Origin of the sequence: Halopseudomonas pertucinogena, assembly GCF_014646575.1 — a bacterium.
In the GTDB taxonomy this organism is placed as follows: Bacteria; Pseudomonadota; Gammaproteobacteria; order Pseudomonadales; family Pseudomonadaceae; genus Halopseudomonas; species Halopseudomonas pertucinogena.
Map to the genome: position 1 here is coordinate 83747 of NZ_BMNN01000004.1, position 14221 is coordinate 97967.

A 14221-nucleotide genomic window follows, 5' to 3' on the forward strand; every position below is an offset into this window, starting at 1 on the left:
CCCATGCCTTCGCTTCTCAGCTTGCTCCGCTACCGTCTGTCGCGTCTCCTGCCTGCCGAGGTCGCCGGCAGCGAACGCTTGAAATTGCTGACACCCTTTCGTCACCCGCTGCTGGTCAGCCGTCACCGCGCCAGCCTCATTGTTGACCGGGTGCGGCTGTTTGCCCTGCTGTTCGCTGTGCTGACTCCGCTGTGGGGGGTGATCGATTACCTGGCCTTTCCGTTTCCGCTGTGGGCGCAGCTGTTGGGTATGCGTCTGCTGGTATGCCTGGCCTTCTTCAGTCTGCTGCTGTTCTATCGAGACCAGGAACACATGGCCGATGCCTACCTGGCGATGTTCTTCCTGTTCGCCATTCCCACCCTTTTCTATGTCGGTTCGCATACGCTGCTGGCGCATTACCAGCTGACCGACCTGCCCGCCGCAGTGGCTGCCGGCTATGCCTTCCTGCCCTTCGTGTTGATGGCGGGTTTGGCACTGTTTCCCCTCACGCTGCTGGAAAACCTGTTGGTGGGAGCCGTCCTGCTGATGGCCCAGGGCATCGCCGGGTATATGAACTGGTCGACCCTCAACTGGCCTTCCTTCGTCGGTGCCTTCTGGTTGCTGATCCTGATTGCCGGGGTCACCAGTCTGGCCTGCATGAGCCAGCTGGCCTATATGGTCGCCCTGCTGCGCCGGGCAATCCGCGACGACCTGACCGGGGTATTCGCCCGCAACAGCGGCCAGGAGATCCTTCAGGTGCAATGGAGCACCAGCCTGCGCAATAACAGCGCCCTGTCGGTGGCCTTCATCGATCTCGATCATTTCAAGCAGATCAATGACCGTTTTGGCCATGCCATGGGCGATCAGGCGCTGCGCGAGGCGAGCCAGCGTATCCAGAGCTGCATGCGCAGCTCGGATAGCCTGGTGCGCTGGGGCGGCGAGGAGTTCCTGTTGATCATGCCGGACACCGACATGACCCGGGCGCGCCAAGCGCTGGACCGACTGCAGCGCAGCGGTCTGGGCTCACGCCCGGACGGCACGCCGCTGACCGCCAGCATCGGCCTGGCCGAACGCTTTTACGACCGGATCGACAGCTCCAGCGGGCTGCTGGAGCTGGCCGACAGCCGCATGTATCGGGCCAAGGCCGCCGGCCGCAACCGCATCCAGGCCATCTGATCCGGTTATTCCGGCGCCTGGAGATCCTCCACCAGCGCCTTGAGAAAGCGCGCAGCTTCTCCGCCGGTCACTACCCGATGGTCGATGGTCACCGAGATCGGCAACACCGGATGCACGGCCATTTCCCCGCCAGCCGCCACCACCTGTTCCCGGATTACCCCGGCGCCCACGATAGCCACCTGCGGCGGGACGATCATTGGCGTGGCGTAGCGTCCGAACAGCGCTCCGTAATTGGACAGGGTAATGGTCGCGCCCATCAGCTCGGCGGGCGGTATCGATCTGCTGCGCACATCCGCCCGCAGTCGCCGCAGACCTTCGCGCAGGTCTTCCGCATCGCGCCGGCCCACATCCCGCAGCACCGGCACGAACAGGCCATCGGGCGTGTCCACTGCCACCCCCAGGTCGACCTGGGCATGGCGGGTGAGGCTCATGGCAAGGGCGTCAAAACCCACATTCAGTGCCGGCTCGGCTTCACAGGCTCGGGCGATGGCCCGCGCCAGCCTCACCATCGGGTCACGCGCGCCCTCGGGCCAGCGATGCAGATCGGCATCCTCCATCAGGGTGACGGGTACCACCTCGGCATGGGAACGGGCCATGTTCTTCGCCATGGTCCGGCGCACGCCCCGTACAGGCTCGCCGGCGCCGGGGCGGGCATGCGCGGCACGCTGGACATCGGCCTCGGTCACCTGCCCGTGCGCTCCGCTGCCCTCGAGCTGTTGCAGATCAATACCCATGTGCCGAGCCAGCTGCCGGGTCTGGGCCGAGGCCTGGACGGCCCAGGCGTCGCGGCTGGAGGGCGCAGCACCGATGATGAAGTCATCGGCGGCCAGGTCACTGTGGCCGCTGTCCTGGCCCAGGCTGCCGACCACGGTACCGCTGTCCTCTCCGGCACCCTCGAACTCCACCAGCGGAGCGCCAACGTGCAGCACGTCCCCCGGTGCGCCGAAACAGCGGCTGATGACCCCGGCCCGGGGCGACGGAATCTCGACGATGGCCTTGGCGGTCTCGACCGAGACCAGCAACTGGTCCAGTTCTACACTCGCGCCGGGCTGCACGTGCCATTCGACGATTTCCGCCTCCTGCAGACCTTCACCCAGGTCGGGCAGTTTGAACTGTTTCATGATGCTTCCCCCTGCATGCTCCGCCGGGCCGCCCGGCAGATGCTGTCCACGTCCGGCAGATAGGCCATCTCCCCACGGGCGTAGGGAATCACACAGTCGAAACCGGTCACCCGCTGTACCGGCGCTTCCAGCCGGTGGAACAGCCGCTCCTGCAGAACCGCCGCAATCTCCGCCCCCGGACCGTAACTGCGCGCCGCCTCGTGGATAATGATGCAGCGCCCGGTCTTGTTCACCGAAGCGAGGATGGTCTCGCTGTCCAGTGGCTTGAGCGTCGCCACATCGATCACCTCGCAATCGATGCCCTGCTCCGCCAGCCGGCCGGCGGCCTGCATCGTCTCCTTCAACGCCGCGCCCCAGCTGACCAGGGTCAGATCGCTGCCCTCGCGCAGGGTAAAACAGGTATCCAGTGGCAGCGGCTGGCCGTCGTCCGTCACTGTCTGCCGCACCGAGCGATAGAGCCGCGACGGTTCGAGGAAGATCACCGGATCCGGATCGGCGATGGCCGCCAGCAGCAGGCCGTAGGCGCGGCGGGGCGAGGACGGGATTACCACCCGCAGCCCCGGTACATGCGCCAGCAGCGCCTCGGTGCTCTCACCGTGGTGCTCCGGGGCGTGGATGCCGGCACCATGCGGTGTGCGCATCACCATCGGGCAGCTCAGCCGACCGCGGGTGCGGCTGCGCAGGCGACTGGCGTGGGAAATCAGGTGCTCCATTCCCGCGTAGATGAAACCCATGAACTGGATTTCAGCCACCGGCTTCAGCCCCTGGGCGGCCATGCCGACGGTCATGCCGGTGATCAGCGTTTCAGCCAGCGGCGTGTCCATCACCCGGCGAAAACCGAAGCGTTCGTACAGCCCGAGGGTGGCGCGGAACACACCGCCGTTGGGCCCGACGTCCTCGCCCAGCACCACCACGTCGGGATCGTCGGCCATCGCCCGATGCAATGCCAGGTTGATGGCTTCCACCATGCACAGTGTCTTCTGCTCAGCCATGGTTGCCTCCCTGCGCGGCAGCGCTGCGGGTCACCAGCTCGTCGCGCTGGCCACGATAGCGATCCGGCAACCGCTGGTAGAGATGATCGAAAGCCGCGCCGGGGTCTTCGTCCGGCATCGTACGGAAGCGCTCGACCGCCGCATTGACCTGATCGCTCAGTTCCTGCTGCAGCTGCTGCTCGCGCTGCTCGTCCCACAGGCCCTGGCAGTGCAGGAAGCGCTGCATGCGCCCGATCGGCTCGCGCTTCCAGGCCTCGGCCAGCTCGTCGGCACTGCGGTACCGGCTGGCATCGTCCGAGGTGGTGTGGTCACCCAGACGGTAGGTCACACACTCGATCAGCACCGGTCCCTTGCCCGCGCGGGCCCGCTCGATGGCGTTGTGCAAGCGGTCATACACGGCCAGCACATCATTGCCATCCACCTGTTCACCGGGGATGCCGGCCGCCAGCGCCTTGTGCGCCAGCGTCGGCGCGGCTGACTGCAGATGTCGGGGTACTGATATTGCCCACTGGTTGTTATTCACCACGAACACCAGCGGCAGTTGCCAGACCCCAGCCAGGTTGAGGCTCTCCAGAAAGTCGCCCTTGCTGGTAGCGCCATCGCCGCAGGTAGTGACCGCTACCCGGGGCTGCTGGCGGATACGAAACGCCGACGCCACGCCACAGGCATGGCAGGCCTGGGTGGCTATCGGTACGCAGATCGGGAAATCCTCGGCGGCGCCCGGCGCGGCCCAGGCACTGCCGCGCTCGTCCCCGCCCCAGTACGCCAGAATGTCTTCCATCGCCACGCCCCGCTGCAGTTGCACCGCCGTGTCACGGTAATAGGGGATGAGCACATCAGCGGCAGTCATCGCACGCCCCAGCGCGGTGCCTATGGCTTCCTGACCGAGGGTGGAGGCGTAGGTGCCGATCTGTCCGGTGCGTTGCAGCGCCACGCTCTTCTGGTCGAACACCCGGACCAGGTTCATCTGGCGATACAGCGCGTGCAGCAGAGTGGGATCGTCGACCCAGCCTGGCAGCTCACCGAGCGGCTGGCCCTGGTCGTCAAGGTAACGGCTAAAGGGAATCTGTACCGATAATGGCATGGCTATCCTCCTGACCGGGTGGCCGGCTTGTGGCCGGTCGTCCCGCCAGCGCCCTGGTGGGGTGCCGGCGATGACAGCGTCTCGTCAGGAGTATAGGTCAGCTTTTGCGGTGCCGAGGGGTGTCTCGCCGTGAGCCAATCATTCGCCGGGACGGCTAAGCGGGCGGCGGCTGCGCCGCAGATGGCGCAACCCCTCGAATACCAGCACACCCACTGAGGCCCAGATGGCAATGTAGGTCAGCCACTCCTCGGGGGCGATCTGCTCGCCCAGCAACAGCGCCACCAGCACCAGCAGCACGGGCTCTACATAGGCGAGAAGACCGAACAGGGTGAAGGTCAGCAGACGCGCCGCCAGGATGTAGCCGACCAGCGCCAGCGCACTGAAAGCACCCAGCAGAGCAACCAGCCAGTACAGGTTGGGCGTCGACTCGAACATCGCCGGTGCCGCCCCTCCCGCCCAGGCGAACCAGGCAGCCGCCGGCAACATCAGCAGCATGTCGAACCAGAAGCCGCCGAGGTTATCGGTGCCGGCCAGCCGGCGCAGGATGAAATAGAACGGATAGCCCGCTGCTACCAATACTGTTTCCCAGGCAAAGGTACCGGCCTGCAATAGGGCATTGGCGACCCCGACCACCGCGCAACCGATCGCCAGTTGCTGCAGCCGCGAGGGATGCTCGCGAAATACCAGATAGCCCGCCAGCACCATGCTCAGCGGCAGCAGGAAATAGCCCAGCGACACCTCCAGCGCCCGGCCATTGACCGGCGCCCAGAGAAATATCCACAGCTGCGTGCCCGCCAGCGCCGAGGTCACCAGCTGCAGCAGAAACAGCGACGGCCTCCTGCGCATGCGCGCCACCTGCTCGCGTACCAGCGACCAGTAACTGCTGCACAGCATGAACACCGTCACGAACGGAAAGGTCAGCAGCATGCGCCAGCCGAAGATCTGCTCGCCGCTGAGCGGAGCAAGCAGAGTGGAGAAATAGTAAAGACCGCCGAACAGCACGGATGCCATGACGGACAACAGGACACCAGGTGACAAGACGCCTCCAGGGAGCGGGATCAACAGGTGATTGTACTGGCTTCAGATGACAGAAACCCAGTCGCGGAAGGTCGCAGAAACGAAAGGCGGGGCGGAGTATGAAGGGCAGGCCGGAGCCGGCCTGCCCTGGGGAGTACCCCTTACAGAATATCGATCGGGAAGTCGACGAAAATGCGGACTTCGTTGCCGTCTGCAGCGTAACCGTTGGAGGTACGCAGGACGGAGCTACGCAGACGCACGCTCAGGTCCTTGGCCGCACCGCTTTGCACGACGTACTTGACCTGGTTGAAGATCTCACGCTCCCCCCCGCGCTCGCCGTTACCCATATTGATATCGGTACCGTAGATATAGGCGAAGTTGTAGCTCAGACCGGGGATGCCGTACTGGGTGAAGTCATAGCCGTAGCCCAGCTGCCAGGAGCGCTCGTCCTCGGCGTTGAAATCGGACCAGAAAGAGTTCGCCACCCAGATGGTGGTGCCGCCATCGCCCACTTCTCCCTGGTTCTGGTAGAAGCCGTAGCTGTAGCCGGTATCACCGCTGCTGCGCTGGTACGCCAGGGTCACGTTATGCGCATCCCAGGCGTAGTTGGCGGACAGGCTCCACAGGTTGTTGCGAGCGCCTTCGCCGTTATCCCATTTCTTATCCTGCTTGGTACGGTAGCCGCTGAAGTCGAGGGTCAGCGTATCGGCCTGATCCATCGGCAGGACGTAGTTCAGGTTCACGTACTGGCGCTTGAGCACATCTTCCACGTCCGAGGCATACAGTGCGGTGCGGAAGTTGTCGTTGAATTGATAGCTGCCGCCGAGCACCTCGATTTGGCGCAGTCCGCCGCTGTCACGGCCTTCATCGCTCTTGCGATGCTGGGCGTGGAAGCGACCGGCATGCACGGTCAGGCCGTCGATCTCGTTGGAGGTGATCATGGTGCCGGTGTAGGCTTCCGGCAGCAGGCGGCTGTCGTCGTGGCTCAGTACGGGCAGCACCGGACGCTGGTCGCCATAGGCCAGTACGGTCTTCGAGAAACGAGCCTTTACTGCTGCCCCGGCATGGGCCATATCGCGCTCTACATCTCCATCGTCATCAATCATGAAGAAGTCGATGCCGCCGGCGCCCGCGCGGCCACGGCCGCTGTCCAGGCGATAGCCATACATGCCGAAGGCGTCCACGCCGAAACCGACCAGGCCCTTGGTAAAGCCGGAGTTATAGGTGAGCACTGCGCCCTGCCCCCACTCGGCCTTGTCCTGTTCGCCATCTCCGTAATCACGGTTCATATAAGCATTACGCAGAAACAGATCGAGACTGCTGTCCTCTACAAAACCATTGGATTCCGCCTGGCTGGCGGCCAGGGCAGGGACGGAGGTCATCAGGGCCAATGCAATGGCGCTCAGTTTGTATTTGGTCATGTTTGGATGCCTGGATGTGAGTTGTTTTTTCATTATTAGCCCCTCACCCGTCCGGGGGACGATGTAACGGGATGTTCACGCATTATCCATATTCTGGCCGGTTTGCCTAGCGGCTGCAGTTGCCGCGCCGCCGCATGCTACTACAAACAACGGGGTAGAAACCCACACGACCATATATCTGACCCAACCTCAAAGTGCGCAAAAAGTTGCGCACTAATAATGTGAAGCTGTTCACTAAATGAAGTACCGAATAATTCAAGACCGTGCGCTTAATACACGCCCTGCCTCGGACCCACTTCAATATCAATTCAATATCGCGACGTTTAAAACCGTGAACCAGTTATCATAAAAAACCGCACATCAACAAAAAAATGGCGTCAAATCAATGTCATGCCGACGCTCTGAGTCAATGTATACCGAGCAATTTTGTTGAAACGCTAAACAGCTCACATAAACAGCCTTGTCCTGTCCGGACATCACTAATAGAGTTCGCAGCTACGCATATTGCGCAACAAGTTGCACACAACGCACACAACTATTCAGGCGCTTTAGTTGCCTGCTGATACGCATTTCAACTTTCTTGCAGTTGAAAGATGTCGGCGGCTGGCCTGACCCGGTTTTCATGGATCGATGACTTCAATGCTCGTAACCCGATATACAGCGCTGGCGGCAACACCCGTCACGGACGGCGATTACGCCGGACCGGACGTACGCTATTCCAGCGAGTTCGAGCAGATCGAAAATGCGTTGCAGCAGGAAGGTTCCATTCACCGGAACGGCGGTCCGGACTGGACCAGAATAGTGGAGCAGGGCGAGCAGCTGCTGCAGAGTCAGTCCAAGGACCTGCGGGTTGCCTGCTGGCTGGCCTGGGCGCTGTATCGCACCAACGGAACGGAAGGTCTGCAGGCCGGTCTGGCGCTGCTGCGCAATCTGCTCGATCACTGGGACGCGCTGCATCCGCGCAAGCCCAGAACCCGCTCCGCTGCATTGACCTGGTTTGCAAACCGGCTGGAAAGCGCGATGCCGGAAATTCTCTCCGGCAAGCCGGACAGCACCGTCTGGCCGTTGCTCGCTGAAGCACTGAGCGATCTGGATCTGCAACTGAACCGGTTACTCGAGGACCAGGCGCCCCTGCTGCAGCCCCTGTGCCGGCAGCTCAAGGCCAGAGCGGCCCAGGATGCGCCGCCGACAGCCGCAGCCGCGCCCTCCACCGCACCGCAAACGGCCAGCGTGACGCCGCTGGCGCAGCCGGTCGAGAACCCGGTGCTGACCGGGAGCACGGTGGGTGCCGACCCCATCATCAGCCCGCGCGATGCCCACAAGGGGCTGCGCGCGCTGCAGGAACAGGCACGAAGCCTGTGCCAGTGGTGGCAGACGCAATCGATCGTCGACAGCCGCGCCATTGCCCTTTCCCGCACCTGCCTGTGGTTGCCGATAGAGGCGCTGCCGGAACATGACAAGGCCGGCAAGACCGGACTGCGTGGCCTGCCCGCCGATCGGCAGAAGAGTTTCCAGGAACGCCTCGCCCAGGGCCAGCCCGCCGAGCTGCTGCGGGATGTGGAAAGCAGCGTGGCGCGGGCCCCCTTCTGGCTCGACGGCCAGTATCTGGCCTGGCGCTGTCTGGATGAGCTCAGAGCAGATGCTGCTCGTCGGGAACTGGAACTGCAGCTCGGCGGTTTCCTGCGCCGGCTGCCGGGTATCGAGCATCTGCAGTTCTTCGATGGCACTCCCTTTGCCGATCAGCAGACGCTGGGCTGGATCGCCACCAGCGTCCTGACCGACAGCACACCGGGCGCGGGCGTCGCCACCGAGCCGTCATCGGACGAACCCTGGGAAACCGCCCTTGGCGAGGCCACTACCCTGCTGCGCAGCGACGGACTGCAGGCCGCCATGGCATCGCTGCAGGCGGGAATTGCCACCGCCCGGGGCGGGCGCGCCCGACTCCACTGGCAGCTGGCTGTCGCCCGGCTGTGCATGCAGGCAGGCAAGCACGAGCTGGCCCGCAGCCTGCTGGAGGGCATGGAACAGACCCTGCGCGAAGCGCGACTGGGCGACTGGGAGCCGCAACTGCTGGTGCGGGTATTGCGGCTGCTGCTCAAGACCCACGAGCAGACCGGCGGCAAGGCCGGCCGCGAGCGGCGGGATGAAATCTTTCAACGGTTGTGCCACCTCGATTTCGAAGTGGTGCTGGAGCAGGCCCTAGGGCCATAACGGAACGGAGAATGAACATGGCCAAAGAAGGCTCGGTAGCACCCAAGGAACGCATCAATGTCACTTTCAGCCCGGATACCAGCGGCGCCCAGGAGGAACTGGAGCTGCCCCTGAAGTTGATGGTGCTGGGCGATTTCACCCAGCGTGAGGACGAGCGCAAGATCGAGGACCGCAAGCCGATTTCCATCGACAAGCACAATTTCGACGAAGTGCTGGCCAAGCAGGAGCTGAGCCTCAGCTTCAACGTGCCCAATCGACTTCAGGATGACGCCGAAAGCGAAGACCTGGCGGTCAGCCTCAACATCAATTCCATGAAGGATTTCAACCCGGCGAACCTGGTCGATCAGGTACCGGAGCTGCGCAAGCTGATGGAGCTGCGTGATGCGCTGGTGGCCCTGAAGGGTCCGCTGGGCAACGCCCCCGCGTTCCGCAAGGCCATCGAGAGCGTACTCAGCGACGATGACTCGCGTGAGCGCATTCTGAATGAGCTGGGCCTGGCTGCCCAACAGCAATCCGATTCCTGACACGCCAAGGACGCCTGACATGACCACCCAGACAGCGCTGGAAAACGCCCAGCAGAGCAGTGAAGACAGCATTCTCGATCGCATCATCGCCGAAACCCGGCTCAACCCCGAGGACGAAGCCTACGGTATCGCCAAGCGGGGCGTGTCCGCGTTCATCGAGGAACTGCTCAAGCCCCAGAACGACAAGCAGCCGGTGAAGAAGGCCCTGGTCGATCGCATGATCGCAGAGATCGACGCCAAGCTCAGCCAGCAGATGGACGAGATCCTGCACCATGACAGCTTCCAGGCGCTGGAATCGGCCTGGCGCGGACTGAAGCTGCTGGTCGACCGCACCGACTTCCGCGAGAACACCCGCATCGAGCTGATCAACGCCTCCAAGCAGGATCTGCTGGAAGACTTCGAGGACAGCCCCGACATCGTTCAGTCCGGACTCTACAAGCATGTCTACACCGCCGAATACGGCCAGTTCGGTGGCAAGCCGGTGGGCGCGCTGATCTCCAACTATTACTTCGGCCCCAGCGCCCCGGACATCAAGACCCTGCAATACGTGGCCACTGTGGCCAGCATGTCCCATGCGCCGTTCATCGCCTCGGCCGGCCCGCAGTTCTTCGGCCTGGAAAGCTTCAACGGTCTGCCGGATATCAAGGATCTGGAAGACCATTTCGAAGGGCCGCAGTTTGCCAAATGGCAGTCCTTCCGCGAGCGCGACGACGCACGCTATGTGGGGCTTACCCTGCCTCGCTTCCTGCTGCGCACGCCCTATGATCCGGTGGAAAACCCGGTGAAGAGCTTCGTCTACAAGGAGAATGTGTCCGGCAGTCACGAAGACTACCTGTGGGGCAATACCGCCTTCACCTTCGCCACGCGCCTGACCGACAGCTTCGCCAAGTACCGCTGGTGCCCGAACATCATCGGGCCGCAGAACGGCGGCGCGGTGGAAGATCTGCCGCTGCATCATTTCGAGAGCATGGGCGAGATCGAAACCAAGATTCCCACCGAGGTGCTGGTGTCCGACCGCCGCGAGTATGAACTGGCGGAACAGGGGTTCATTGCCCTGACCATGCGCAAGGGCAGCGACAACGCCGCGTTCTTCTCGGCCAACTCCACACAGAAGGCCAAATTCTTTGGCAACAGCGAGGAGGGCAAGAACGCCGAGCTGAATTTCCGGCTGGGTACCCAGTTGCCCTACCTGTTCATCGTCAACCGTCTGGCCCACTACCTGAAGGTGCTGCAGCGCGAACAGATCGGCGCCTGGAAGGAGCGCACCGACCTGGAACTGGAGCTGAACAAGTGGATTCGCCAGTACGTGGCCGACCAGGACAATCCGAACCCGGAGGTACGTGGCCGCCGCCCGCTGCGCGCCGCCCAGGTCAAGGTTACCGATGTCGAAGGGGAGCCGGGCTGGTACCGGGTCAGCCTGAGCGTGCGTCCGCACTTCAAGTACATGGGTGCCGACTTCACCCTGTCGCTGGTCGGCAAGCTGGACAAGGAGTAATCGCCGGTGAGCTACGGCAGCCTGTTCGAACGCCTGGCCGGCGAAACCCATCAGCGTGGCGGCCTGACCCACGCCGATGCGGTAGCGGCGTCGGTCTCGCGCCACCTGACGCGGATGCTCAGCACCCGCGCCGGCAGCGTGCAGACGTCGCCGGATTACGGGCTGCCGGATCTCAATGACATGCGCCTGTCGGTGCACGACGCGTTGCAGCAGGCGCGCCTGGCGATCGAACGGTTCATCGAGCGGCATGAGCCGCGCCTGAGCCAGGTCCGGGTGGTTGCCCTGCCTCGCAGTCACGATCCGCTGTATCTCGCGTTCACCATCGAGGGGATGCTGGATACCGGCAACCAGCGCCGGAAAGTGAGTTTCGCCGCCACCCTGGATGGCAGCGGCAAGGTGCTGGTGCAATGAAGGAGCACGGGTAGGCGTCATGTCATTCAATCATTACTACCAGAGCGAGCTCACCGCGCTGCGGCAGAGCGGCAAGCAGTTTGCCGAACGCAACCCGGCTCTGGCCTCGTTTCTCGGGCAGAGCGGCAAGGATCCGGATGTCGAGCGGCTGCTTGAGGGCTTCGCCTTCCTTACCGGCCGCCTGCGGCAGAAGCTCGATGACGAGCTTCCCGAACTCACCCACTCGCTGATGCATCTGCTGTGGCCCAATTACATGCGACCGCTGCCGGCCTTCAGCATGCTGCAGTTCGATCCGGTCAAACGCGCCGGACCAGCGGTGCGGGTCGCCCGCCACACGCCGGTTGAATCCCGGGCCGTGCAGGGGGTGCACTGCCAGTTCCGCACCACCAGCGAAGTGGAAATTCTCCCGCTGCAACCGACCCGACTGGATCATTCGGTAAAGGGCGAGGGCGCCCTGCTCAGCCTCCGGCTGGGGATGGTCTGTGAAGGCCATCTCGGCGACCTGGCCCTTGAGCGGCTGCAGCTTCACCTGGCAGGCGAGCGCCATGTCAGCCAGATGCTCTATCTGTACCTGCTGCGCCAGCTGGACCATGTCGAGCTGGTCCTGCTGGATGACAGGGAAAAGCCGCTGGCCCTCAGCGCCCACCCCGGCGCCACGGCCCGGCCGTTGCGCATTGCCCCGGAGCAGCTGCAACCCGGAGGATTCGGTCCGGACCAGGGCCTGATCCCCTACCCGCTGAACACCTTCAGCGGCTACCGCTATCTGCAGGAATACCATGCCTTCGAGGAGAAATTCCTGTTTGTCGATATCGGCGGGCTGGACTGTATCGGACAGGTGGACCCAGAGGTTCTCAAGCAGGCCTGCGGGCTGGAGCTGCGCTTCCATATCCGCAGGACCGGCAGCCAGCGCATCCGGCCAACGCTGGACAACATCCGCCTGTACTGCACCCCGGTGGTGAATCTGTTCGCCCATGATGCGACCCCGATCCGGCTGGATGGCCGGCAGGACCATTATCTTCTTCGACCGGCCGAATATGCACCCCAGCACTGCGGTGTGTACTCGGTCGAGAACATCACCGGCTGGAAGCCCGGGGGCATGGGCCATGCCGAATACGTGCCGTTCGAATCCTTCGAACACGACCACAGCACCGACAACGGCCAGGCAAAACCCTATTACAGTGTCCGCCAGTACCCGTCGATCAGCGGCGATGGTCTGGAAACCTTCCTCAGTTTCGGTCCGCAAAGCAGCGAGCTGCACGAGACGCTGTCCATCGAGCTGATCTGTACCAATCAGAATCTGCCCAGTCAGCTTGGCCTGGGGGATATCTGCTGCCTGGCCGAGGACACGCCCGACTTTCTCAGCTTCCGCAACATCAGCGCCGTCACCCCGAGTTACACGCCGCCGCTGGACAGCGACTTCCTGTGGAAGCTGATAAGCAACATGTCACTCAACTACCTGTCGCTGACCAATGTCGAAGCGCTGCGGGCGATGCTGCAGAACTACGACCTGCCACGCCATTACGACCAGCACGCGGCGCGCATCGGCCAGCACCGGCTGGATGGCCTGCGGCACATAAGTCATCGCCACGTTGACCGCCTGCATGGCGGCCTGCCGGTGCGTGGAGTGCGTACCGAGCTGGAAATGGATGCGGAGTATTACCTGAGCGAAGGGGAGCTGTTCCTGTTCGCTTCGGTACTCAATGAGTTCTTTGCGCTCTATGCCAGCCTCAACTCGTTCCACGAACTGAGGGTAAGAACAACCCAGGGAGAGCGGTATCAATGGACGCCACGCATGGGGTTGCAACCCCTGCTCTGAGCAGCCTGGGTCGCAACATTCGGGAATACACCCTGTTCCAGGGCATCAAGCTGGTGCTGCATCGGCTGCGGCAGGCGCACCCTCATCTGGATGAGGATGCCCTATACGAGCGCCTCGAGTTCCGTGCCAACCCGAGCATGGGGTTCCCGGGCACCGATATCGAGAGCGTTGAACTGTTCCATGAGCATGGCGAGCTGCGCGCCCGCCTGTGCATCAACCTGGTCAGCCTGTTCGGCTCCGGCTCGCCGCTGCCCGCCTTCTACAGCGAGCAGGCGCTCGGCGACAGCCTGGGCGAGAACCCTACCCGGGATTTTCTGGATCTGTTCAACAACCGCCTGCAGCGACTGCTGCTGCCGATCTGGCGCAAGTACCGCTACCACAGCCGCTACCGCGCCGGCGCCCGGGACGTGGTCTCCGGGCAGATGTTCGCGCTGATCGGGCTGGGCTACCCCGCGCTGCGCGAGGCGGGTGATCTGGACTGGCGCCGCCTGCTGCCATACCTCGGGTTGCTCAGCATGCGCGCCCAGTCCGCCGCCCTGCTGGAAGCGGTACTGCGCTACTACTTCCAGCACACCGACCTTCATATCGAGGAATGCATCGAGCGCAAGGTGGATATCGACCCCGAGCAGCAGAACCGCCTGGGTCAGACCAACAACCAGCTGGGCGGCAGCCTGGTACTCGGTGACCGCATCCGCGACCGCAGCGGCAAATTCCGCATACATATCCGGGATCTGGACTGGGAGCGGTTTCACGACTTTCTGCCCACCGGAAAATCCCACAATCCGCTGCTGACACTCGTACGTTTCTGTCTGCGCACGCCGCTGGCCCATGACATCCGCCTGCAGTTGCGTCGGGAAGCAGTACACCCCCTGCATCTGGCCCGGGACAACCTCTGCCAGCTGGGCTGGACCAGCTGGATAGGCCATGCCGACAGCAACCCCGAGGTCACCCTGGCCACCGGAACAAAGGACTGA

At 63.3% G+C, this 14221-nt stretch carries 12 protein-coding genes; 7 read left to right on the forward strand and 5 right to left on the reverse strand.

What is annotated here, in order from left to right; genetic code table 11:
• The first annotated feature begins 3 nt into the window (after nt 1-3).
• Nucleotides 4-1155, forward strand: coding sequence for a GGDEF domain-containing protein (locus IEW63_RS09860; RefSeq protein ID WP_188636456.1), 1152 nt, complete (start codon nt 4-6; stop codon nt 1153-1155).
• A 5-nt stretch (nt 1156-1160) separates the two neighbouring features.
• Here IEW63_RS09860 and IEW63_RS09865 read toward each other — a convergent pair whose 3' ends face one another.
• From IEW63_RS09865 to IEW63_RS09885, 5 genes are all read right to left on the reverse strand, one after another.
• Nucleotides 1161-2276 (reverse strand): dihydrolipoamide acetyltransferase family protein, encoded by a 1116-nt coding sequence (locus tag IEW63_RS09865; protein ID WP_188636457.1) that lies wholly within the window; start codon nt 2274-2276, stop codon nt 1161-1163.
• A complete protein-coding gene (locus IEW63_RS09870) occupies nt 2273-3268 on the reverse strand; it encodes an alpha-ketoacid dehydrogenase subunit beta (RefSeq protein WP_188636458.1) in 996 nt (331 codons plus the stop codon). The genes IEW63_RS09865 and IEW63_RS09870 overlap by 4 nt, the downstream gene beginning before the upstream one ends.
• Complete coding sequence (pdhA, locus tag IEW63_RS09875; RefSeq protein WP_188636459.1) at nt 3261-4352, reverse strand: pyruvate dehydrogenase (acetyl-transferring) E1 component subunit alpha; 1092 nt, start codon at nt 4350-4352, stop codon at nt 3261-3263. Before pdhA ends, IEW63_RS09870 begins: the two co-directional genes overlap by 8 nt.
• Nucleotides 4353-4490: 138 nt before the next feature.
• Nucleotides 4491-5390, reverse strand: coding sequence for an EamA family transporter RarD (gene rarD, locus IEW63_RS09880; protein ID WP_188636460.1), 900 nt, complete (start codon nt 5388-5390; stop codon nt 4491-4493).
• 140 nt (nt 5391-5530) lie between these two features.
• The gene (locus IEW63_RS09885) at nt 5531-6790 is read right to left on the reverse strand and encodes an OprD family outer membrane porin (RefSeq protein WP_188636461.1); all 1260 of its coding nucleotides are present in this window, start codon (nt 6788-6790) and stop codon (nt 5531-5533) included.
• A 639-nt stretch (nt 6791-7429) separates the two neighbouring features.
• Between IEW63_RS09885 and tssA the strand changes: the two genes are divergently transcribed.
• The 6 genes from tssA to tssG are packed head-to-tail and all read left to right on the forward strand — an operon-like array spanning nt 7430 to nt 14221.
• Entirely contained in the window at nt 7430-9001 is a 1572-nt protein-coding gene (gene tssA / locus IEW63_RS09890; protein WP_229710441.1) for a type VI secretion system protein TssA, read from the forward strand.
• 17 nt (nt 9002-9018) lie between these two features.
• Complete coding sequence (gene tssB, locus IEW63_RS09895; RefSeq protein ID WP_188636662.1) at nt 9019-9525, forward strand: type VI secretion system contractile sheath small subunit; 507 nt, start codon at nt 9019-9021, stop codon at nt 9523-9525.
• Nucleotides 9526-9544: 19 nt separating this feature from the next.
• Nucleotides 9545-11020 carry a type VI secretion system contractile sheath large subunit gene (gene tssC / locus IEW63_RS09900; protein ID WP_188636463.1) on the forward strand — a complete coding sequence of 492 codons (1476 nt, stop codon included), beginning with the start codon at nt 9545-9547 and terminating at the stop codon, nt 11018-11020.
• A 6-nt stretch (nt 11021-11026) separates the two neighbouring features.
• Nucleotides 11027-11431 carry a type VI secretion system baseplate subunit TssE gene (gene tssE / locus IEW63_RS09905; protein ID WP_188636464.1) on the forward strand — a complete coding sequence of 135 codons (405 nt, stop codon included), beginning with the start codon at nt 11027-11029 and terminating at the stop codon, nt 11429-11431.
• Between the two features lie 19 nt (nt 11432-11450).
• On the forward strand, nt 11451-13247 hold the full coding sequence (tssF, locus tag IEW63_RS09910; RefSeq protein WP_188636465.1) for a type VI secretion system baseplate subunit TssF: 1797 nt from the start codon (nt 11451-11453) through the stop codon (nt 13245-13247).
• Nucleotides 13211-14221 (forward strand): type VI secretion system baseplate subunit TssG, encoded by a 1011-nt coding sequence (tssG, locus tag IEW63_RS09915; protein WP_188636466.1) that lies wholly within the window; start codon nt 13211-13213, stop codon nt 14219-14221. The genes tssF and tssG overlap by 37 nt, the downstream gene beginning before the upstream one ends.

Excerpts from the sequence above, each read along its gene's own strand:
- IEW63_RS09860 (WP_188636456.1), top strand. The coding sequence starts at position 4 with ATGCCTTCGCTTCTCAGCTTGCTCCGCTACCGTCTGTCGCGTCTCCTG.
- IEW63_RS09865 (WP_188636457.1), bottom strand. The coding sequence starts at position 2,276 with ATGAAACAGTTCAAACTGCCCGACCTGGGTGAAGGTCTGCAGGAGGCG.
- IEW63_RS09870 (WP_188636458.1), bottom strand. The coding sequence starts at position 3,268 with ATGGCTGAGCAGAAGACACTGTGCATGGTGGAAGCCATCAACCTGGCA.
- pdhA (WP_188636459.1), bottom strand. The coding sequence starts at position 4,352 with ATGCCATTATCGGTACAGATTCCCTTTAGCCGTTACCTTGACGACCAG.
- IEW63_RS09885 (WP_188636461.1), bottom strand. The coding sequence starts at position 6,790 with ATGACCAAATACAAACTGAGCGCCATTGCATTGGCCCTGATGACCTCC.
- tssA (WP_229710441.1), top strand. The coding sequence starts at position 7,430 with ATGCTCGTAACCCGATATACAGCGCTGGCGGCAACACCCGTCACGGAC.
- tssB (WP_188636662.1), top strand. The coding sequence starts at position 9,019 with ATGGCCAAAGAAGGCTCGGTAGCACCCAAGGAACGCATCAATGTCACT.
- tssC (WP_188636463.1), top strand. The coding sequence starts at position 9,545 with ATGACCACCCAGACAGCGCTGGAAAACGCCCAGCAGAGCAGTGAAGAC.
- tssF (WP_188636465.1), top strand. The coding sequence starts at position 11,451 with ATGTCATTCAATCATTACTACCAGAGCGAGCTCACCGCGCTGCGGCAG.
- tssG (WP_188636466.1), top strand. The coding sequence starts at position 13,211 with ATGGACGCCACGCATGGGGTTGCAACCCCTGCTCTGAGCAGCCTGGGT.